At 70.6% G+C, this 20,265-nt stretch carries 17 protein-coding genes; 7 read left to right on the plus strand and 10 right to left on the minus strand.

The window, feature by feature from the left end; translation table 11 throughout:
* Nucleotides 1-195: 195 nt before the first annotated feature.
* Both H8F25_RS05200 and malQ read left to right on the plus strand, forming a co-directional pair.
* Nucleotides 196-1,383 carry a Coenzyme F420 hydrogenase/dehydrogenase, beta subunit C-terminal domain gene (locus tag H8F25_RS05200; RefSeq protein WP_197213471.1) on the plus strand — a complete coding sequence of 396 codons (1,188 nt, stop codon included), beginning with the start codon at nucleotides 196-198 and terminating at the stop codon, nucleotides 1,381-1,383.
* Entirely contained in the window at nucleotides 1,380-2,918 is a 1,539-nt protein-coding gene (gene malQ / locus H8F25_RS05205) for a 4-alpha-glucanotransferase (RefSeq protein WP_197212291.1), read from the plus strand. The genes H8F25_RS05200 and malQ overlap by 4 nt, the downstream gene beginning before the upstream one ends.
* Here malQ and H8F25_RS05210 read toward each other — a convergent pair.
* Entirely contained in the window at nucleotides 2,885-3,703 is an 819-nt protein-coding gene (locus tag H8F25_RS05210; protein WP_197212292.1) for a RodZ family helix-turn-helix domain-containing protein, read from the minus strand. The two genes, malQ and H8F25_RS05210, sit on opposite strands and share 34 nt — an antisense overlap.
* Nucleotides 3,700-4,530, minus strand: a complete 831-nt coding sequence (locus H8F25_RS05215) for a pseudouridine synthase (RefSeq protein ID WP_197212293.1) — start codon at nucleotides 4,528-4,530, stop codon at nucleotides 3,700-3,702. The genes H8F25_RS05210 and H8F25_RS05215 overlap by 4 nt, the downstream gene beginning before the upstream one ends.
* Nucleotides 4,531-4,686: 156 nt before the next feature.
* On the opposite strand from H8F25_RS05215, the gene H8F25_RS05220 reads away from it, so the two are divergent.
* The gene (locus H8F25_RS05220; protein ID WP_197212294.1) at nucleotides 4,687-5,676 is read left to right on the plus strand and encodes an RpoD/SigA family RNA polymerase sigma factor; all 990 of its coding nucleotides are present in this window, start codon (nucleotides 4,687-4,689) and stop codon (nucleotides 5,674-5,676) included.
* A gap of 108 nt (nucleotides 5,677-5,784) precedes the next feature.
* Here the strand turns inward: H8F25_RS05220 and H8F25_RS05225 are convergent, their stop codons facing one another.
* Nucleotides 5,785-6,231 (minus strand): hypothetical protein, encoded by a 447-nt coding sequence (locus H8F25_RS05225; protein WP_197213472.1) that lies wholly within the window; start codon nucleotides 6,229-6,231, stop codon nucleotides 5,785-5,787.
* A gap of 187 nt (nucleotides 6,232-6,418) precedes the next feature.
* Complete coding sequence (locus tag H8F25_RS05230) at nucleotides 6,419-8,083, minus strand: AarF/ABC1/UbiB kinase family protein (RefSeq protein WP_231597316.1); 1,665 nt, start codon at nucleotides 8,081-8,083, stop codon at nucleotides 6,419-6,421.
* A 169-nt stretch (nucleotides 8,084-8,252) separates the two neighbouring features.
* Between H8F25_RS05230 and H8F25_RS05235 the strand changes: the two genes are divergently transcribed.
* From H8F25_RS05235 to H8F25_RS05245, 3 genes are all read left to right on the plus strand, one after another.
* The gene (locus H8F25_RS05235; RefSeq protein WP_197212295.1) at nucleotides 8,253-9,665 is read left to right on the plus strand and encodes an aminotransferase class I/II-fold pyridoxal phosphate-dependent enzyme; all 1,413 of its coding nucleotides are present in this window, start codon (nucleotides 8,253-8,255) and stop codon (nucleotides 9,663-9,665) included.
* A 66-nt stretch (nucleotides 9,666-9,731) separates the two neighbouring features.
* Entirely contained in the window at nucleotides 9,732-10,400 is a 669-nt protein-coding gene (gene cbiT / locus H8F25_RS05240) for a precorrin-6Y C5,15-methyltransferase subunit CbiT (protein WP_197212296.1), read from the plus strand.
* 20 nt (nucleotides 10,401-10,420) lie between these two features.
* A complete protein-coding gene (locus tag H8F25_RS05245) occupies nucleotides 10,421-11,341 on the plus strand; it encodes a phosphatidate cytidylyltransferase (protein WP_197212297.1) in 921 nt (306 codons plus the stop codon).
* A 6-nt stretch (nucleotides 11,342-11,347) separates the two neighbouring features.
* Here H8F25_RS05245 and H8F25_RS05250 read toward each other — a convergent pair whose 3' ends face one another.
* Together H8F25_RS05250 and H8F25_RS05255 are read right to left on the minus strand one after the other, a co-directional pair.
* Nucleotides 11,348-11,929 (minus strand): PliI family lysozyme inhibitor of I-type lysozyme, encoded by a 582-nt coding sequence (locus tag H8F25_RS05250; RefSeq protein WP_197212298.1) that lies wholly within the window; start codon nucleotides 11,927-11,929, stop codon nucleotides 11,348-11,350.
* Nucleotides 11,930-12,066: 137 nt separating this feature from the next.
* Complete coding sequence (locus H8F25_RS05255) at nucleotides 12,067-12,753, minus strand: DUF2993 domain-containing protein (protein WP_197212299.1); 687 nt, start codon at nucleotides 12,751-12,753, stop codon at nucleotides 12,067-12,069.
* A gap of 134 nt (nucleotides 12,754-12,887) precedes the next feature.
* Here H8F25_RS05255 and H8F25_RS05260 point away from each other — a divergent pair, with 134 nt between their 5' ends.
* On the plus strand, nucleotides 12,888-14,279 hold the full coding sequence (locus tag H8F25_RS05260; RefSeq protein ID WP_197212300.1) for an NAD(P)-binding protein: 1,392 nt from the start codon (nucleotides 12,888-12,890) through the stop codon (nucleotides 14,277-14,279).
* Between the two features lie 182 nt (nucleotides 14,280-14,461).
* On the opposite strand, the gene H8F25_RS05265 is transcribed toward H8F25_RS05260, so the two are convergent.
* The 4 genes from H8F25_RS05265 to H8F25_RS05280 form a co-directional block, all read right to left on the minus strand.
* On the minus strand, nucleotides 14,462-15,439 hold the full coding sequence (locus tag H8F25_RS05265) for an alpha/beta fold hydrolase (RefSeq protein WP_197212301.1): 978 nt from the start codon (nucleotides 15,437-15,439) through the stop codon (nucleotides 14,462-14,464).
* Between the two features lie 2 nt (nucleotides 15,440-15,441).
* Entirely contained in the window at nucleotides 15,442-16,596 is a 1,155-nt protein-coding gene (locus H8F25_RS05270) for an iron-containing alcohol dehydrogenase family protein (RefSeq protein WP_197212302.1), read from the minus strand.
* Nucleotides 16,597-16,813: 217 nt separating this feature from the next.
* Nucleotides 16,814-19,366, minus strand: a complete 2,553-nt coding sequence (locus tag H8F25_RS05275; RefSeq protein WP_197212303.1) for an ATP-dependent Clp protease ATP-binding subunit — start codon at nucleotides 19,364-19,366, stop codon at nucleotides 16,814-16,816.
* A gap of 205 nt (nucleotides 19,367-19,571) precedes the next feature.
* Entirely contained in the window at nucleotides 19,572-20,123 is a 552-nt protein-coding gene (locus tag H8F25_RS05280; protein WP_197212304.1) for a GNAT family N-acetyltransferase, read from the minus strand.
* Between the last annotated feature and the right edge of the window lie 142 nt (nucleotides 20,124-20,265).

Raw genomic sequence — 20,265 nt, forward strand, 5'->3', positions numbered from 1 at the left:
GCAGAGGGTCTGGGGATGCCCACTCTGGCCCAGGCCCTGCCGGCACGCTCCGCCCAGGACCGGCGGGGCCGATAGCTTGAGCAGCGAGCTCCCCTCCGTCGCCGCTTGTCCGCCGCCCAGCCCGCGTCACCGCCGCCCGCGGCGGCGCCCTCTGATACGCCGCCCGCGGCGGCGCCCACTGCCGGGACGCCGGCGCTGGCCCCCCATGAGCGGGCCCGGCCCCTGGCCCCGGGCAGCCCCTATCCCGCCCGCGATCTCTGCAGCCAGTGCGGGCTGTGCGACAGCCGCTGGATTGCCTACGTGCGCCGGGCCTGCGCCTTCCTTGAGCAACGCTTCGAGGCGATGGAGGAGCACGCCCACGGCCGCAGCCGCGACCTCGACAACGAGGACGAGCTCTATTTCGGGGTGCACCAGCGCATGCTCACCGCCCGGCTGCGCCAGCCGATCGAAGGCGCGCAGTGGACCGGCATCGTCAGCCGGCTCGGCGTGCGCGCTCTCGAGACGGGCCTGGTGGATGCGGTGCTGTGCGTCACCCAGAGCGCCGATGACCGCTTCACGCCGGTGCCGATCCTGGCCCGCACCCCGGAGGAGGTGCTCTCGGCGCGGGTGAACAAGCCCACGCTTTCCCCCAACCTCAAGGTGCTCGAGCAGCTGCCGGGCAGCGGCATCAGGCGCCTGCTGGCGATCGGCGTGGGCTGCCAGATCCAGGCCCTGCGCGCCGTGCAGGACAGCCTGCCGCTCGAGCAGCTCTATGTGCTCGGCCTTCCCTGCGTCGACAACGTCTCACGAGAAGGACTGCAGACCTTTCTCGAGAGCACCGTCAGCTCACCGGAGACGGTGGTGCACTACGAGTTCATGCAGGACTTCCGCATCCATTTCCGCCATAGCGACGGGCGCGAGGAGACAGTGCCCTTCTTCGGCCTGGACACACCGAAGCTGAAGGACGTGTTCGCCCCCAGCTGCCTGAGCTGCTTCGACTACACGAACGCCGGCGCCGATCTGGTGGTGGGCTACATGGGCGCCACCTTCGGGCGCCAGTGGCTCACGGTGCGCAATGACCGCGGCGCCGAGCTGCTGGCCCTGGTGGAGGACGAACTCGACACGGCGCCGGTGACCAGCCGTGGCGACCGCCGTGCCGCGGTGCAGCAGGGCATCGAGGCGTATGACAAGGCCCTGAAGCTGCCGCGCTGGCTGGCCGAGCTGTTCGGCCTGGTGATCGGCCGCATCGGCCCGCAGGGTCTGGAGTACGGCCGCTTTTCCATCGATTCCCACTTCACCCGCAACGCTCTGTGGGTGCGCCGCAACCACCCCGCCATGGCCGATCGCCACATCCCGGCCTTCGCCCGGCGGATCATCAGCCGCTACCGGCTCCCCTCCCTGTGAGTTCCCCATCCCGCAGCAGCGGTGTTCTGCTTCATCCCACCGCCCTGCCGGGCAACGGCCCCTGCGGCAGCCTCGGAGCCGAGGCGCGGGCCTGGATCGATCTGCTCATCTCGGCGGGGATCGGGGTGTGGCAGGTGCTGCCGCTGGCCCCCACCGATGGCACCGGTTCCCCCTACAGCTCTCCGAGCGGATCGGCCCTCAACCCCTGGCTGATCGATGCCGATGACCTGCTGGCGGAAGGCCTGATCAGCGCCGACGACCACGCCGCCCTGCCCTGCACCCATGGCGGCAGGCTCGAACCGGCCCTGGCGACCCAGCGGTCGGCGGCGATCGGCGCCGCACTGGGACGGCAGTGGTCCCGCCAGAGCAGTGCCATGCGGGAGCGATTCGAGCACTGGCGCCGCAGCCAGCGGAACTGGCTCGACGACCACTGTCAGTTCATGGTGCTGCGAGCCCTGCAGGAGGGGCGGCCCTGGTGGGAGTGGCCGGGCCCGCTGGCGCAGCGACAGCAGCGGGCACTCCGGCAACTGCAGCAGCACCACGGCGACGAGCTCCTGCAGGAAGCCCTGCTGCAGTGGCAACTGCAGGAGCAGTGGGAGAGGCTGCAGCGGCGCGCCCATGCGGGCGGCCTGCGCCTGGTGGGGGATCTTCCCTTCTATGTGGCCCACGACAGCGTCGACGTCTGGTGCCGTCGCGGCCTCTTCTCGGTGCGACTGGACGGCAGCCTCAGCGAGCAGAGCGGGGTGCCGCCCGACTACTTCGCGGAGACGGGACAGCTCTGGGGCACCCCGGTGTACCACTGGTGGCGCCATCGTCTGAGCGGCTTCCGCTGGTGGCTGCAGCGCCTGGAGCGGCAGCTGGATCTGTTCGACCTGCTGCGACTCGACCATTTCCGCGCCCTGGAGGCCTACTGGAGCGTTCCGGGCGGAGCGGCCACCGCCGAGCATGGACAGTGGTGCCCCTCCCCCGGCCGCAGCCTGCTGAACCGGCTGCGACGCCTCTGCCGCAGGCAGGGACGGCTGGTGGAAGGCCAGCTGCCGCTGATCGCCGAGGACCTCGGCGTGATCACCCCAGAGGTGGAGGCCCTGCGCGACCGCTTCGCCCTGCCGGGCATGAAGATCCTTCAGTTCGCCTTCGATGGCGCCACCGACAATCCCTACCTGCCGGCCAACTTCGTGGGAGATCGCTGGGTCGTCTACACCGGCACCCACGACAACGCCACCACCCTTGGTTGGTGGCGGCAGCTTGATCCCGACAGCCGTGGGCGGGTGCGCCAGGCCGTCGGCGCGGAGGTGCACTCCCCGGGCTGGCAACTCCTGGAGCTCGCCCTGGGCTCACGGGCGGAGCTGGTGGTGGTGCCGCTCCAGGATCTGCTCGAACTGGGCGACGAGGCCCGCTTCAACACCCCCGGCACCGCCTCTGGCAACTGGAGCTGGCGCCTGGATCAGCCCGTGGCCTCCCTGCACGACAAACTGCAAGGGCTCGGCGCGATGTCGGCCCGTCACGGGCGCGGCGGCGCAGCGACCGGGTCCTGAGGCCCGGGCCTCCCGGGCCGAGCACCGGCCCCGTCGGCGGCCGTTTCGGTCGACTCTCCCGGGGACGCATCGGGCGGGGCGGAGGACCCCGCGTTCTGTCGGCGCAGCAACAGCAGACCCTGGCCGCGGCGAGCCCGCTCCAGGGGCCAGAGCTCCGGATAGGCAGCCACCACGCGGGCCCGCTCGCGCGCACCGGCGCCGGGAGACTCGGAGGGCAGCGATGGCCTGGCGGGCACGGTCTGCAGCGGCAACAACCCCTGAACCACCAGACGCTGTTGCTGGCGGTTGAGCCCGTAGATCAGCAGCAGGCAGGCCACGCCATACAGAACCGCACCCTGCAAGGTGGCGAAGAGGGCGATCGAGGTGAGCGGCACGCGCGCGGGATGGGCCTGACGGTTGCTGCGCAACCGGCGCGTGCTGGACGCCGGCAGAGCCGCTTCGAGACAACCCTGCTCAAAGGCGAGATGCTGTTCGAGCAGGGCCAGCATCGTGCGCAGGTAGGCGGGTTCGGGAAGGCGGTCGCGCCAGCCCTTCTCCAGGGCCTCCAGCACCGTGATGCTGATGCGGGTCTCCTGGGCCAGCTGACGCAGGCTCAGGCCGCGGGACTCGCGCGCCACGCGCAGGCGGCGTCCCACCTCCAGAAACGGATCGGCGCTGACCTCAGCGCGGGGGACGGCAACGGACCTGGAACGACGCAGAAAACGGCCCAGCAGTTGGTGCCCCCGACGCCTGAGGGGGGCGATGGCCGCGGCGCGAGCCTGCAGGTTCGGTGGAGGGGGCGTCACGACAGAAGGGTGTCCGTCAGATCCTGACTGGCAAGGGGCGGCATCGCCCGCGGGCGGTCTTCGTCCTCGAACGGTGAGGGCCGCCGGCCAGCCGGCGGCTGCGCGGCGAGATCAGCGAGGGCACTCAGTTCATCGGGCTGAAGGCGTCGCCAGCGCCCCTCGGGCAGCTCCCCCAGCGACCAGGGGCCGATGGCCGTGCGCTGCAGATCCAGCACCGGGTGGCCGAGCAGGGCTGCCGTGCGGCGGATCTGGCGGTTTCGCCCCTCTCCCATCTGCAGTTCCAGCAGAGCGGCCTCGCCGTCGCGCTGCAGCAGCCGCAGCCCCACCGGCTGACTGGGTTCCCCATCCAGCGGAACGCCGGCCCGCCAGCGCTGCAGGGCGGCACCATCAGGGACACCACGAACCCACACCCGGTAAGTGCGGCGATGGCCGTAGCGCGGGTGCGTCAGACGCAGGGTGAGATCGCCGTCGTTGCTGAGCAGCAACGCGCCCCGGCTGTCGGCATCGAGCCGGCCCACAGGGTGGAGTCCCTGGCCGCGGCGCAGGGGAGGGGGCAGCAGATCGAGCACCGTGGGACGGCCACGCGGATCGTGGCAAGTGCACAGCACGCCCACCGGCTTGTTGAGCAGCAGGGTGAGGGAGGGGGGCGCCGCCTGCAGGGGTCGACCGTCCACCTCGATCCTGTCGCGGGCAGCGTCGGCCTGATCGCCCAGCGAGGCGGGCTGACCGTTGACGCGCACGCGTCCCTGGCGAAGCAGTTCCTCGCCGCGCCGCCGGGAGCAGAAGCCCGCGGCCGCCATCAGTTTCTGCAGTCGTTCCCGGGCCATGGCCCCACTCTGGCCTGCAGAGGGATGGGCCGCAGCCCGTGGTCCACGGCGGCGGAACCGAGGCGCCCGCCAGCTCGCGCCTACAGAGGCCAGGAGGGAAACGGCCCGAAAAACCATGGTAGGTTTACGAAACCAAAAGGTTTCGCATCCCGGACGATGCCCATCTCCATCGCCGTCGCCACCAGCTCCAACCCGCTGGCCCCCACCGGCGATCTGCTGCGCTCCTACCTGCGTGACATCGGCCGCGTGCCGCTGCTCAGCCATGAGCAGGAGATCACCCTCGGCCGTCAGGTGCAGGAGCTGATGCAGATCGAGGAGCTGCGCGAGGAATTGCGCCTGCGCTCCGGCGGCGAGGAACCCAGCCCCGAGGTGCTCGCCGAAGCCACCGGACTGACACCGGTGCAGCTGCGTCGCCGCCTGCAGGCCGGCCGCCGCGCCAAGGAGCGCATGGTCGCCGCCAACCTGCGCCTGGTGGTGAGCGTCGCCAAGAAGTACACCCGCCGCAACATGGAGCTTCTGGATCTGATCCAGGAGGGCACGATCGGCCTGGTGCGCGGCGTCGAGAAGTTCGACCCCACCCGCGGCTACAAGTTCTCCACCTACGCCTACTGGTGGATCCGCCAGGGCATCACCCGGGCGATCGCCGAGAAGAGCCGCACGATCCGCTTGCCGATCCACATCACTGAGACGCTCAACAAACTCAAGAAGGGCCAGCGTGAGCTCAGCCAGGAGCTGGGTCGCACCCCCACCGTCAGCGAGCTCGCCCAGTTCGTCGAGCTGCCCGAGGAGGAGGTGAAGGATCTGTTGTGGCGGGCCCGCCAGCCGGTGAGCCTCGAGACGCGGATCGGCGACAGCGAGGACACCGAACTGCTCGACCTGCTCGCCTGCGATGGCGTGCGGCCTGATGAGCTCGTCGATGGCGAATGCCTCAAGGGCGACCTGCGCGCCCTGCTCGAGCAGCTGCCGGAGCTGCAGGGCAAGGTGCTGAAGATGCGCTACGGCATCGATGGCGGTGAGCCGATGAGCCTCACCTCGATCGCCCGCACCCTGGGCATGAGCCGCGACAAGACCCGCAATCTGGAGCGCCGCGCTCTCGAAGGTATCCGCAATCAGTCGCCGGTTCTCGAGGCCTACCTGGCAGCCTGAACGCTCTCCTGTCGAGCGGGTCTGCACCCCCGCGAGGTTGCCCGGCTCAGCAGGACTGAGCCGGTTTGTTTTCCTTCAGTGCCGACCGGAACGGATGGACGCCTGAGCTCAGAAGAACTCATCGAAGTTGTCGAAGTCAACGGCGCGGAAATTACCGGCCTCCACCTGCCCCATCAGCCGGATCAGCTGCACCCAGAGGGCGCCGGCGGTGGCCAGCGACAGCACGAAGGCCACCAGCAGGGCGGCACCGCCGCTGAAGCCGAACACCTGAAGGCTGCCGCCGATGAACAGGGTGACGCCCAGGATCGTGCCCAGCCAGGGCAGCACCGTTTCCGGCCGGGCCAGGGGAAGCAACGCCAGCCGATCCTGCTTCCAGCCATCCAGCCGCAGACTCACCAGCCGCGAGAAGGTCAGGCCGCAGAGCACGCCGATCGCCAGCCCGAAGGCGGCCAGTCCATAGGGAGGCTGCGTCAGGGGCGCGTACTCCAGCAGAATTTCCATGGCATCCAGGTCCCCGAATCCACCGGAGGCCTGATCGGCCATGGCCTGGGCCATGGAGATCGGCGCGGCTTCCGCCAGCACGGGGAAGGAGACAGGCAGAGCGGCAAGGGCGGCGAGCGGCAGCACGGTCAGGCGGCGGAGCGATGGGTGGCCCCGACCCTAAGAGCGGCGACCCGGACGGCGGGAGGAGAGACGGAATGGCCGCTCGCTGCGGTGCCAGGCCAGGCCCGGCGGCGGCGGCTCAGGCCGCCAGGGGATTGAGCCGGCTGAGCAGACCGGTGGCCAGGCGTCGCGGGGAGAAGCGGCTGCCGAGCAGCTGGAGCAGGGCCTGCAGGTCATCGGTGTTGAGCCGATCGTCCGCCACCAGCGACAGCAGCAGGCGCTGCCGCAGGCTGCTTCCCTCCCGGCCGAACAGCAGGCGCAGGCCGTCGCGGGCCACCGGCAGCAGATCGCCGGCCGAGCCGCTGTCGCTCTCGACCACCGCCAGCAGGTTCTCGAGGCGCTCCACCCGCAGGCGGCCCTGACGATCGAAGATCACCTCCATCAGCTTCTCGCGCATCTCGGCGGTGTCGCCGGCGAGCAGACGGCGGGCCACGTAGGGATAGGCGACGCGGATGATCCGGAACTGGGGGTTGAGCCGCATCGCCAGACCTTCCTGGGCCACCACGGCACGGATGATCAGGGCGAAACGCGACGGCACGCGGAAGGGGTAGTCGTACATCAACTCCGAGAAGCGATCGGTGATCGCCTTGAAGTTGAAATTGCCGACATTCTCGCCCAGTGTGCCACCGAGAACCTCCTCCAGAGCCGGCACGATCGGGGTGAGATCGGTGCTGGGATTGAGGAAGCCAAGGGCGACGAAATCCTTGGCCAGGGCCTCGAAGTCGCGGTTGATCAGATGCACCACCGCGCCGGTGAGGGTGAGGCGGTCCTCATTGCTGAGGGAATCCATCATGCCGAAATCGACATAGCCCACATGCCCCATGCCGTCGGTCTGCCCTGGCAGGGCGAACAGGTTGCCGGGGTGGGGATCGGCATGAAAATAGCCGAATTCCAGCAGCTGCTGGAGTCCCGCGATCACGCCGGTGCGGATCAGGGCGGTGGGATCGAGCAGATGGGATTCGAGCTCGCGGCGGCTCTGCATCTTCACCCCCTCGATCCAGGTGGTCGTCAGCACCCGGCGCGACGACAGGGAGCGCTCCACCGCGGGAACGGTCACCTGGGGGCTGGCGGCGAAGAACCCGGCGAACCGCTCGGCGTTATCGGCCTCCAGCCGGTAGTCGATCTCCTCGAACAGGGTGGAGCCGAACTCGTCGATGATCTCCCCCAGCCCGAAACCCAGATTCAGAGGCAGGAGCGGTGCCACCAGCACGGCCAGGGCGCGCAGCAGCACCAGATCGCGGCGCAGCAGGAAGGGCAGATCTGGCCGCTGGATCTTCACCGCCACCCAGTGGCCATCATGGAGCCGTGCCTTGTAGACCTGCCCGAGGCTGGCTGCCGCCACCGGATAATCCGGGAACTGGGCAAACAGACTGGCGGCCGGCGCCCCCAGTTCCTCCTGAAGGATCGCCAGCGCCTGGTCGTGGGAGAAGGGAGGCAGGTCGTCCTGCAGTTTGGTCAGCTCCTCCAGCCAGTCGCGCCGCACCAGATCCGGCCGGGTGGAGAGGGCCTGGCCCACCTTGATGAAGCACGGGCCCAGGCTGGTGAGACTGGACAGAATCCGCTGGGCCAGGCGCCGCTGCACGCGTTGATCGCGGCTGTTGCCCTGGGTGATCAGGCTCAGCGCCAGGCTGCCGAGGGTCCAGAGAATCACCAGCAGCCGCGGGATCCAGATCCAGGGGCGCAGCAGCAGCCAGCGACGATCGGCGACGGGGTAGTAGCGGAGATGGGCCCACTGTCCCTCAATGACCTGAGCCGGGCCGGGGGGTTGCCCATCCGCCGCGGCTGGAAGGCGAACGGAACCGGCGGAAGCTGGGGCCGGGCCGGCCGGAACGCTTGGGGCCACAGAAAGGACTCGGCGGGGCAGGGACAGTCCCTGCGGCTGCGCAGACTCTAGAAACCGCCTCCCTGCCGCCATGGGTCGCCTCCGGGGCCATCCGCTGCTTGCCCTGCTGCAGGCGCCGCCGCCGGCCCTGCCCCTGCACCTGCCGGCCCATGGCCGCGGCCGCGCCCTGACGCCGGAACTGGCCGCCCTGCTGCGACGCCGTCCCGGCAGCTGGGACCTGCCCGAACTGCCGGGCTTCGGGGGCCCCCTGGAGCCGGAGGGGGCCGTCGCCGACAGCCAGGCCCGCTGTGCGGCGCTGTTCGGGGCGGAGCACTGCTGGTTCGGGGTGAACGGGGCCACCGGTCTGCTGCAGGCGGCTCTGCTCGCCCTGGCCCCTCCGGGCGCGCGGGTGCTGCTGCCCCGCAACCTGCACCGCTCGCTCCTGCACGGCTGCGTGCTCGGCCAGCTGGAACCCTTGCTCTATTCGCTTCCCTTCGATCCGCTCTCCGGCCTGTGGCGACCGCCGGATCCCGCCCACCTCGAGCGCGTGCTGCAGGCGGCGCTGGCCACGGGCCCTGTGGCGGCACTGGTGCTGGTATCCCCCACGTATCAGGGCCAGGAGGCGGATCTGCCGGCGCTGATCGACCTGGCCCACCGCCACGGGCTGCCGGTGCTGGTGGATCAGGCCCACGGCCGGGGTGAGGCGGTGGCCGCCGGCGCCGAGCTGACGGTGCTCTCGCCCCAGAAGAACGCCGGGGGCCTGGCCCAGAGCGCCGCCCTGCTGGCCCAGGGAACGCGGCCGGATGCCGAGGCGATCGAACGGGCGCTGCTGTGGCTGCAGACCTCCAGCCCCAGCGCCCTGCTGCTGGCCTCCACGGCCCTGGCCCTCGAGGACCTGTGCAGCGAGAGGGGCCAGAGGCAGCGCCGACGGGCGGAGGCACGCGGCCGGCGGCTGCGGCAACGGCTGGAGACTCTGGGCTTCTCGCTGCTGGCCAACGGCGACCCGCTGCGGCTGGGGCTGCTCACAGCGCCCCTCGGTTTCTCGGGCCTGGAGGCCGATGCCTGGCTGCTGGAGCGGGGCGTGGTGGCGGAGCTGCCGGAGCCGGGCTGCCTCACCTTCCTGCTCGGCCTCGATCCCCCCGCGACCCTGGAGCGGCTGCTGCCCAGGCGGCTGGCGGAGCTGCGGATGGCCCTGGCGGCGCATCCGCTGACACCGTTCACCGCGCCGCCGCTGCCGCTGGTGGCCTCACCGGAGCGGCCGCTGGGGGAGGCCTGGCGCGCCCCGCGCCGCCGCCTGCCGCTGGGGGAGGCCGTGGGCTGCTGGGCCGCCGAGCCGCTCTGCGCATACCCCCCCGGCATTCCGCTCCTGGTGCCGGGTGAACGGATCGACGCCGCCCGCTCCGCCTGGCTGGAGAACCAGCGCCCTCTCTGGGGGGATCAGATCCCTGACGGGGTGGCGGTGGTGGACGGCGACGCTCCGCGGCGGCCTGGGCGCAGTTCGTGACAGGACGGCCGATCGGAGCGGCCACCGTGACAGGGTGGCAAGCGACGCCCCCCGCCTGCGGAGGCCATGACCTCCCTCGTCCCCCAGCCCTCTGATGCCGGCCACTCCGCCCGGCCCGGGGAGCTGCCGCGCCCGGAGCACGAGGCCTACCACTGGGATTTCGTCACGCCGGGGCTGCCGGACGGTGCCTTTGAGGACGCCCCCGGCTTCACGCCGACGCCGATGGAGCTGCGGGTGATGCTGCTGGCCCATCTGCGGCCGCGGCCCGATTCGCTGGTGTGGGACATCGGCGGCGGGACAGGTGCTCTGGCGCTGGAGATCGCCCGGCTGATGCCCTCCGGGCAGGTGCACACCCTGGAACGGGACCCGGACGCGGTGGAACTGCTGGAGCGCAACCGCCGCCGGTTCGCGATCACGAACCTGCACAGCCATCAGGGCCGTGCTCCGGCGGATCTCGATCAGCTGCCGCCACACCCCGACCGGGTGCTGCTGGAGGTGGGCCGGCCCCTGGTGGATGTGCTGCGGGCGGTGTGGCAGGCCCTGCGGCCGGAGGGGCGCCTGGTGATCAGCACCGTCAGCCTGGAGGGTCTGGTGGATGCCAGCGACACGCTCGCCCAGCTCGGCGCCCGTGACGTGCAGGTGGTGCAGGCCACCGTCCACCGCATGCAGCGGCGCGGCAGTCAGGCCAAGCTGGCCGCGGCTGAGCCGCTGTTCGTGATCGCAGCGGAACGCTGACCCGCTCTCCACGCTCCTCCTTGTCGTCCCGTCCCCGCGCCGCCACCTCCCTCTCCCGACTGGCCAGCGGCTGGGCCGCCGGCGGCTTCGGGGCCGTGGTGGTGCTGCTGGGCGGCTGGTGGTTCACCGTCGCGGTGGGCGTGATCGTGCATCTGGGCCTGCTGGAGTTCTTCCGCATGGCCCAGTTCAAAGGCATGCGGCCCGCCACCAAGACCACCCTGGTGGCGGTGCAGCTGCTGCTGTTCACCACCCAGGCCGCCGGCAGCCACGGCCTGCTGGCTTCCGGGGGGATGGCCGGCGATGTGGCGGCGGCGGTGCTGCCGGCCTCCGGCGCGGTGATCTGCGGCTGGCTCCTGCTGCAGCCCCGCACCGGCACGATCGCCGACATCGCCGCCTCGATCTTCGGGCTCTTCTATCTGGGCTTCCTGCCCAGCCACTGGATCAAGCTGCGCGACCTGGCCGATCCCTCACTGGCGCCCCATCTCTCCGGGGAGGTGGCACTGCTGGGACTGCCCTGGAGCTCCGGACTGGCGCTGACGCTGCTGGCCTGCTTCCTGATCGTCGCCACCGACATCGGTTCCTATGTGATCGGCCGCCGCCTCGGCCGCCATCCGCTCTCGCCGATCTCCCCGGGCAAGACGATTGAAGGAGCCCTGGGCGGGCTGGCCTGCGCCATGGCGGTGGGCGCCCTCGGCGGGCTGTGGCTGGGCTGGCGCTGGGGCGCCCTGCTGGGCGGCCTGCTCGGGGTGGTGGTGGCCCTGTTCGCCCTGGTGGGCGACCTGACCGAATCGATGATGAAGCGCGATGCCGGCCTCAAGGATTCCGGTGATGTGATCCCCGGCCACGGCGGTGTGCTCGATCGGATCGACAGCTATCTGTTCGTGCCGGCGGTGGTGTACTCGCTGGTGACGCTGGTGCTGCCGATCGTGCAGGGCGGCTGAGCCGGCTCAGAACTGCGTGGCGCTCACCGGTTGCAGCTGCAGGGACGATCCCTCAGGCATCAGCTTGTAGGTGACCTGGCGGGTGCCGCCGGTGGGGCGGGCATTGGTGTCGCCCGGCAGATAGATCGGGAAGCGGCGCACCAGGCTGGTTTCGACGACGGCGAAGCGGTCATGGCCGCGGTAGCCGCTGGAATCCCTGGAGTTCATCGCCCCCAGGCGGATCGGCAGCAGCCCACCCCGGCGGCTAACGCTCCAGGCCCACACCGCGCCGTAGCTGCCGCTACCGGCACTCTGGGTGTAGACGAACAGCTCGGGCTCGCCATCGCTGTTGAGGTCCTCGACCTCGGCCCCCATCACCGCGCCATCGATGGCCAGCCTTTTGACGGCCAGCGGCTTGCCATCGCGCTCGGCCTCCACCGTCAGCTGCTGGGTCGAGCCCTCCCCCGTCGCCTGCACCTTGAAGGTGACGCCCTGGAGCTGCAGGGTGTTCTGATACGGAGCCGCCAGCACGGCCGTCGCCATGGCGAGGACGCTGCCGCAGCCCGCCAGGACGACAGCGGAAACACGAGGGGAAAGGGGCAGGGACACCGGCGGAGCGATCCGGGAAGAACCCGCATCCTGACGGCTGAGCGGCCGCATGGCCACCCTGAAGCACGGCTCCCCGATCACGACGCACGACACCCACGGGCTGCGGTGTGCCGACAGCTGCGTGCTGCAGCCATGGCTCAGGTCGAAACCCGGGCCCGGCCCTGCAGCTCCACCACACCGTCGCCGACCCGGGCGCACGCGAACTGAATGTTGGCGTCCCGGGGCAGGCGGGCGACGTTCGCCTCGCCCTCGGGCCCCTCTGCCTCGGAGCGCAGCACCAGCCCACCCTCCTCGATGAGCAGGCGAGCGGCGCATACCAACGGCTGCTGCTGAGCAGTGGCGCCGCACAGGATCAGACGATCCCCCTCCAGGCGAAGCCCCGCCAGGGGGCTCTCACCCAGCAGCTCCTCAGCCAGCGCATCGCCCAGGGCGCTCCAGGGCGGGGTGCAGAGGCTGTGGCTCAGCCCCTCGGCGCTGAACGCCACGGTGCCCGTGATCTCGAATGGATGATCCAGCCGGAACGTCTGACTGCGCAGCAGCGCCCCCATCCGCACCTGCATCGGCGCGCTGCGCAGCTCCACCCGCTCGAAGCGCAGCTGCTGGAACACCACGCCACGGGCCTGCAGGCGCACCCCCTCGAGCCGGCCGCGCACCAGCTGCACGGCACTGCCCTCCAGCTGGATCTGCAGCTCGTCGATGGCCTCGCACTGCTGCCGCAACCACAGCTCCAGCCCCCGGGCCAGCAACCGCAGCACGGGTCCCCCGGCGCCGTCGTCGGAGCCCTGCTCGCCGCCGATGGATCCGTGAGGGAGGCCGTCACCCATACCGTCATCAGGCTGCGCAGACCTCTCTCTATCAGAGGCGAGCAGGACTGCAGGATGCTGGGTCCAGGAACCCGTTGCAGACCAGAACCGGTGGAGCCGCCTCCCCACAGCCGCACCGGCAGAGTGCCGCGCCGATGACCCCCACAGACGAAACGCTGCTCATCGTCGGCGCCGGCGTATCGGGCTGTGCCCTGGCGGCGCAGCTGCGCTGCCAGGGCTGGCGCGGGCCGATCCGGATGCTGGAGGCGGGCCGGGGCCTGGGAGGCCGGGCCGCCAGCCGCCCCGACCGTCAGGACCCAGGCTGGAGGCTGGATCACGGCGCCCCCTTCCTCAACCTGCGGGGCGCCGAACCACCAGCGCTGTTGCAGCCGCTGCTGCAGGCCGGTCGCCTCCGCTCCTGGCCGCCGCCCGCCACGGGCAACAGCGACGGCAATAGCGATGGCAATAGCGATGGCAGTGGCGACGAAAGTGGCGACGGCATCCCGGCCCTGCGACAGCTCGAAGCGGACGGCCGTCTGAGCGAGGAACCCGGGGCGCTGGCCAGCGAGGGGCGGCTTTACCGGGGATGGCCGGCGATGGGCGATCTGGCCGCGGGGATGCTCGAGCTGGCGGAGCAGGCGTGCCGGCCTGGCGGTCCGGCAGCTGGAGCCCCCGCCGTGGAGCGGCTCCATGGCCGGCGGGTGGAGAGGGTGGACAGGCGCGAGGGCCTGTGGCGCCTGGGCACCGCCGATGGCACACCGCTGGCCCAGGGCCACTGGCTGGTGCTCTCGGGAACGCTGCTGGCCCACCCACGCTGCCGGGAGCTGCTGGGCTGCGATCAGGTGCCGCTGGAGGTGGTGAACAAGCAGCTGCAGGACCCCGGGCTGACACGTGCCCTGCGCGCGATCGCCGGCCTCCGCTACGACCCGCGCCTGGCGCTGCTGCTGCGGCTCGAGGCCGACCAGGCCCGGGCCTGGCGGGCACTGCCCTTCCGGCACCTGTGGCTGAGCGCAGCGGCCAGACGGCGCTGGGGACTGGAGCGGATCGTGCTGCAGCCCCTGGCCGACGGCCGCTGTGGCGTCGTCGCCCACGCACGCCCTGCGGACCTGGTCGACTGCGGCCGCCTGGCGAGCGACCAGATCCAAGGCGGTACCCGAATCACCGCCACCACATCCAACGGCAGCGGTACAGCCACTGAAGCAGCCGCGAACGCCGACGCTGCTGCAGGCGTCGGCGGAAACCAACTCGGCGATGAGGCGGAGAGGCAGATCACGGCGCTCAGCGACGCCCTCCTGGAGGCTCTGGCTCCCTGGCTCACCCCCGCCGATCTGCCGCCCCTCGGAGGCCGTCAGCGCATGCTCTGGGGCGGAGCCTTTCCGCAGCCGCCCGGCCTGGATCCCGAGTCGATGGTCGTCACTGCATGCCGGCTGGCCCTGTGCGGCGACTTCCTTGCCGGCGAGGGCTTCGGGCGGATCGAAGGGGCCTGGCGCAGCGGCGAGTGGCTGGCGCAGCGACTCCTGCCCCTGCTCAGCGGGAGCCGCGGCTGAGCGGATCGGAGCACCGCTGAGCCCCACCCCTGAGGGGAATCGGCAACGGCGAGTGGCCCTGCCCCTGACGCACAGCGGGGCGAGCCAGCGACGCACAGGCGGCTCAGGCTCCGCCGCTCACCTCGGCGCAGCCGGGCCTGCTCGTCACAGGCCAACAGGCCTCCTAGTCGATCGGCCACTGCTCAGGCGGCGGCGGAAGGGGCAACGCCCGCAGCAGCCAGCCAGCGCTGGGCCACCAGCCCCGGCTGATCGATATGGGGCAGGTGGCCACAATCGGCCAGCTCCTCCACCCGCTCTCCCAGCAGAGCCTGGGCAGCGCGCTTGAGCGGCGGACGCAGGATGCGGTCGTCGGTGCCCCAGAGCACCTGCAGCGGCTGGTGCGGCAACGGCTCACCGCAACCGGCGAAGCCACCGGAGCGGGCGAAGGCGGCCAGGGCCCGATCCCAGCCCGGGCAGGCCAGATGCAGCGAGGCGATCTCCAGCTCCGGAGCGCCCACATCGCGGTCAGGATCGGCGAAGGCGCTGCGGCAGAGGCCACGCCGCACGCCTGGTAATGCCAGGAAGCGCGCCCCCAGGGCATCGAGCAGCGGCGGCACGGGCATGGGGCGACCGGTGAGGCCGGCCGGAGCCAGCAGGAGCAGCCGGGCGACGCGATCGGGGCAGCGCCGCGCCAGCTCCACCGCCACCGATCCGCCCATGGAGGCGCCGATCAGGCCCAGAGGCTGCTCGCCTTCCCGCTCGGCGATGGCGTCCAGCAGCAGCTCGAGATGATGCAGCACCGCGACGGGGCCGTAGGCGGTCTGGCGGGGGCGCGGGCAGAAGCCGAAGCCATACAGGTCGGGCACATAGAGGCGATACCCACCTGCCAGCAGCGGCGCCAGCCGCCGGAACTCCAGATGGGAGCTGTCAAAGCCATGGAGCAGCAGCAGCGGCGGCCCCTCACCGACGACCGCCACCGGCCAGGCGTGCGGCAGCCCAGGCAGCGGCCACCACTGCACCGCAGCCGCCAGGTCGCGTCCCTGGGGATCGAGCAGGCGTCCGGCGGCCTCCTCCAGCACGGCACGGGATCCGCTGATCTCCGTGCCGCCGTGGGGATCCACCTGGGCACCGGCAGCGCTGGGGGCGGGCTCTGCAGGTGCGCCGGGAGGTCGGGGGGGCATGGTCACGAGAGCACGCAGTCGGCGCCGGTGCTCACCAAGGCGGCCAGCAGCTCGGCGGGACCGACGGCGAACGGCAGGCGGTGCAGATCGGACCGGGGCTGGCAGGCGAAGGCGCAGACCTGCTGCAGCTCGCTGAGGCTGGCGTTGGCCAGCCCCAGCTGGGCGAGATCCCGCGGCAGATCCAGCCGCTCGAACAGCCCCAGCAGCTGGCGGCGGGCCTGGGCCGCCAGCCGGTTGCCGGCCAGCTGCTCCTCGAGCCGCAGCTGGACCAGGATGCCGAAGCCCACCTTCTCACCATGCAGGTGGCCATGGCTGGCCGGCAGCTGGGTGAGGCCGTTGTGGACGGCGTGGGCCGCCACGGTGCGACAGCTGGCGCCACCGATGCCGCCGATCAGACCGGCGCTGAGCGCGGAGGCCTCCGCCACCCGCACCCAGGCCTCGCCACCCGGCTCGGCCAGGGCCGCCTCGGCGTCGAGCAGCAGCTGGTCGCGAAGGACCCGCGCCATCTGCACGGCCATCTGCACCAGGGCATCGCCGCTGGCGCCGCTGCTCACCGACGCTTCATACCACTTGGCCATGGCATCGGCGACGCCGCTCACCAGCGTGCGAGCGGGGGCCCGGCGCACCAGTCCGTGGTCGAACACCAACAGGTCGGGGCAGCGCTTCAGGGCCACATCCCCCTGGAAGGCGCCCTCGGGGGAATAGAGATTGGCCAGAGCAGTCCAGCCCGCACAGGTGGCGGCACTGGTGGGCACCGTGACGCAGCGCAGGCCGAGGCGATCGGCCAGCAGCTTGCCGGCGTCGAGCACCTTGCCGCCCCCCGCGGCGATCACCGCATCACAGTCCTGGCGGCGGGCCTGCTCCGCGATCCGCTGCAGATCCTGCTCACAGCAGTCATGGCGGAGCTCCGCCGGGTGCACGACCAGGCCGGCCTCCCTCAGATCGGCCTCCAGTGGCGCCCGCAGAGCGGCGGTGGACGCGCTGCGGCCGAGCAACAGGGGCTGCCGGCAGAGGACGGCGATCTCGGGCAGGGCCTGTCGCCAGGCTCCCTCCCCCCGCAACACCAGCGCCGGTGCGATCTGCTGGCTGAGGGTGCCTGAACCGGCCAGGGACTCCGCCGCCAGGGCGGGCTGGGGATCACCGCTGCTGGGAACCATGCCGCCGTGCAACAAAACGAGAAGGTCCAATCTAGAAGTGCGGCGACGGCCGTCCGGGCCGGAAGGGTTCGGGGCTCGCTGAAGCCCACCCGGCACCCCGCGGCACCAGGACTGGCCGGCCTGGCGGCATCCGATGGCGGCCGCTTCGACGCCAATCAAAAGCCGGAGCGGCGGGACACCACTCCGGCAAGGAACCGACAGATTGCGGGCCGGGAGTTCAGGCGCCGGCGCCGGCCAACTCGGGCATGGAGGGCATCAGCGCCTGCTTGCGGATCACCACCTGCTTGTTGTCATCGACATCGACCAGGGCGGCATCCCCCTCACCGATGCGGCCGCTGAGGAACTCCTCGGCCAGCGAATCCTCGAGCAGACGCATCACGGCACGGCGCAACGGGCGGGCGCCGTAGCTGGGGTTGTAGCCCTCCTCAACGAGACGCTCCTTGAAGGCTTCGGTGACCGAGAGGCGAATGCCCTTCTCCTGCATGCGGGCGAAGATCTCGCGCAGCATGATCTCGGCGATCTCCTTCACCTCCTCGCGGCTGAGCTGGCGGAAGACGATGATCTCGTCGAGACGGTTGAGGAACTCGGGGCGGAAGTACTGCTTGAGCTCTTCGTTGACCAGCGACCGGATGCGGTTGTACTGAGTTTCTTCCGCGGCTTCACCGGAGAATTCGAAACCGAGGCCACCGCCACCCTTCTCGATCACCTTCGAACCGATGTTCGAGGTCATGATGATCAGGGTGTTCTTGAAGTCCACCGTGCGGCCCTTGGAATCGGTCAGGCGACCGTCTTCCAGCAGCTGCAGCAGGAGATTGAACACATCAGGGTGGGCCTTCTCGATCTCGTCGAACAGCACCACGGTGTAGGGACGACGACGCACGGCTTCTGTGAGCTGACCGCCCTCGTTGAAGCCCACGTAGCCCGGAGGCGAACCGATCAGCTTGCTGACGGTGTGGCGCTCCATGAATTCCGACATGTCGAGGCGGATCATCGCCTCCTCGCTGCCGAAGAAGTAGGTGGCCAGGGCCTTGGTGAGCTCAGTCTTGCCGACACCGGTGGGGCCGGAGAAGATGAAGCTGGCGATCGGACGGTTGGGATTCTTGAGGCCCACGCGAGCCCGGCGGATCGCCCGAGACACGGCCTTGACCGCCTCGTCCTGGCCGATCAGGCGCTGATGCAGGGTCTCCTCCATGTGCAGCAGCTTCACCGATTCCGATTCGGTGAGCTTCTGCACCGGCACACCGGTCCAGGAGGCAACGATCTGGGCGATGTCCTCCTCGGTGACGAGTGGCGTGGTGAGGCCGGGCTCGGCGCCTTCGGCGGTTCCTTCGGCGACCTGTGCCACCCCTTCGCCGCTGGGGACCTCAGCCTCGGCGGGCTGGTCGTCGCGACGGGCCTGCAGCAGGGTGCGGATCTGCTCGCGCAGCTCCACCTCCTTGTCGCGGAGGGCGCCGGCCTTGGTGAAGTCCTGATCGCGGACCGCGTCCTCCTTCTCCTTCTGCACCTCACGCAGCTGCTTGTCGATCTCCTTGGCAGCCGGGGGCAGCTTGGAGTTGAGCAGGCGTACGCGGCTGCCAGCCTCATCGATCAGGTCGATCGCCTTGTCGGGCAGGAAGCGGTCGGAGATGTAGCGATCGCCCAGGGTGGCGGCGGCGACGAGGGCCTCGTCGGCGATCTTGAGGCGGTGGTGCTGCTCGTAGCGCTCGCGCAGGCCGCGCAGGATCTCGATCGTGTCGGTGACGGAGGGTTCGCCGACCATCACCGGCTGGAAGCGGCGCTCGAGGGCGGCATCGCGTTCGATGTGCTTGCGGTACTCATCCAGGGTGGTGGCGCCGATGCACTGAAGCTCACCGCGGGCCAGGGCCGGCTTGAGGATGTTGGCGGCATCGATCGCCCCCTCGGCGGCACCGGCACCGATCAGGGTGTGCACCTCATCGATCACCAGGATGACGTTCCCGGCGGAGCGGATCTCCTCCATGATTTTCTTGAGGCGCTCCTCAAACTCACCGCGGTACTTGGTGCCGGCCACCAACAGGCCGATGTCGAGGGTGAGGACGCGCTTGTCCTCGAGGATGTCGGGCACGTCACCCGTGGTGATGCGCTGGGCCAGACCTTCGGCGATGGCGGTCTTGCCGACGCCGGGCTCGCCGATCAGCACCGGGTTGTTCTTGGTGCGGCGGCCGAGGATCTGGATCACACGGTCGATCTCGTTCTGACGGCCGACCACCGGGTCGAGCTTGGATTCGGCCGCCAGCTGGGTGAGGTTGCTGCCGAACTCATCAAGGGTGGGCGTCTTGGTGGAGCCCTTGCCGCCGCCGCCGGCCGCGACCTCGGCGGTCTCGCCGAGCATGCGGATCACCTGGGTGCGGACCTTGGCCAGGTCGACGCCGAGGTTCTCCAGCACCCGGGCGGCGACGCCCTCGCCCTCGCGGATCAGACCAAGCAGCAGGTGCTCAGTGCCGATGTAGTTGTGCCCGAGCTGGCGGGCCTCCTCCAGGGAGAGCTCCAGCACCCGTTTGGCCCGGGGGGTGAACGGGATCTCGACGGCGACGAAACCGGACCCCCGGCCGATGATCTTCTCCACCTCGACGCGGGCGTCCTTGAGGTTGACCCCCATCGACTTGAGCACCTTGGCGGCGACGCCGGTGCCCTCGCCGATCAGACCGAGCAGGATCTGCTCGGTGCCCACAAAGTTATGGCCCAGGCGGCGGGCCTCCTCCTGGGCCAACATGATCACCTTGATGGCCTTCTCGGTGAAGCGCTCAAACATGGCCGGGGCCTGGTGCAAGTTGACCCAACCTATCAGGAGTGAAGCGGTGCTGCGGGATGGGGAGGAAAACTGCAGGCGAAGCGACCAGCAAGGCCTGCGGCAACTGACGAGTGCGGCAGCGGTCAGATCAACGGAGCAACCAACTTCGGAGCGGATAGCAGTAACGAACTTCGGAAAACCGACCCGGAGCGCCGGCTGCTCCACCTCAGCCAACCTGCGGCGACAGTGGCGTGGCTGCTTCGCTGTCATCCAGCAGGTCTGACCATTGGATCAGCGCATCGCTGCCATCGCGGTAGTAACGGCGACGCCGACCGGCGGTCCGGAACCCGCAGCTGGCGTAAAGGGCCTGGGCCTCCCCGTTCCCGGCTGACACCTCGAGGGTGGCGCGTTCGGCCCCCAGCCGGCGGCCGGTGCTCAGCAGCTGCCGCAGCACCCGGCGCCCCAGGCCCTGGCGACGGCGATGCGGATCCACGGCCACCAGGGTGATGTGCAGTTCATCGAGCACCAGAGCGCCGCAGGCCATGGCCAGCAGGGCGTCAGCGCGGAGAAGCCCGACCCCGGGGCGCTGCGGCTCCTCCAGTTCGCGGCGCCACTGGGCGGCGCTCCACAACCCACCAAGGGCTGCGGCATCGAGAGCCAGGCAGGCATCGAGGTGATCCGGGCCCAGCGGGATCAACCGGTCCTGCCCATCCCCCTCCCCCCTCGGGCGGGAACCGGGGAAGGGGTTGTCAACCGGGTCGAAGCCGGACGTGGACATGGGATGACCCGGGGCGCTGATGAGGCGCCGGCAGCGGCATCGGCCAGGCGGCAGCCACGGTGTGAAGCGCTGACACACGAACCGGGCGACCCGATCGGTGCACCTCGATGTCCGGCCATCCTGCCGGGGAAGGGCTCCTTCG

Origin of the sequence: Synechococcus sp. CBW1004 (assembly GCF_015840715.1) — a bacterium.
Lineage (GTDB): Bacteria > Cyanobacteriota > Cyanobacteriia > PCC-6307 > Cyanobiaceae > Cyanobium.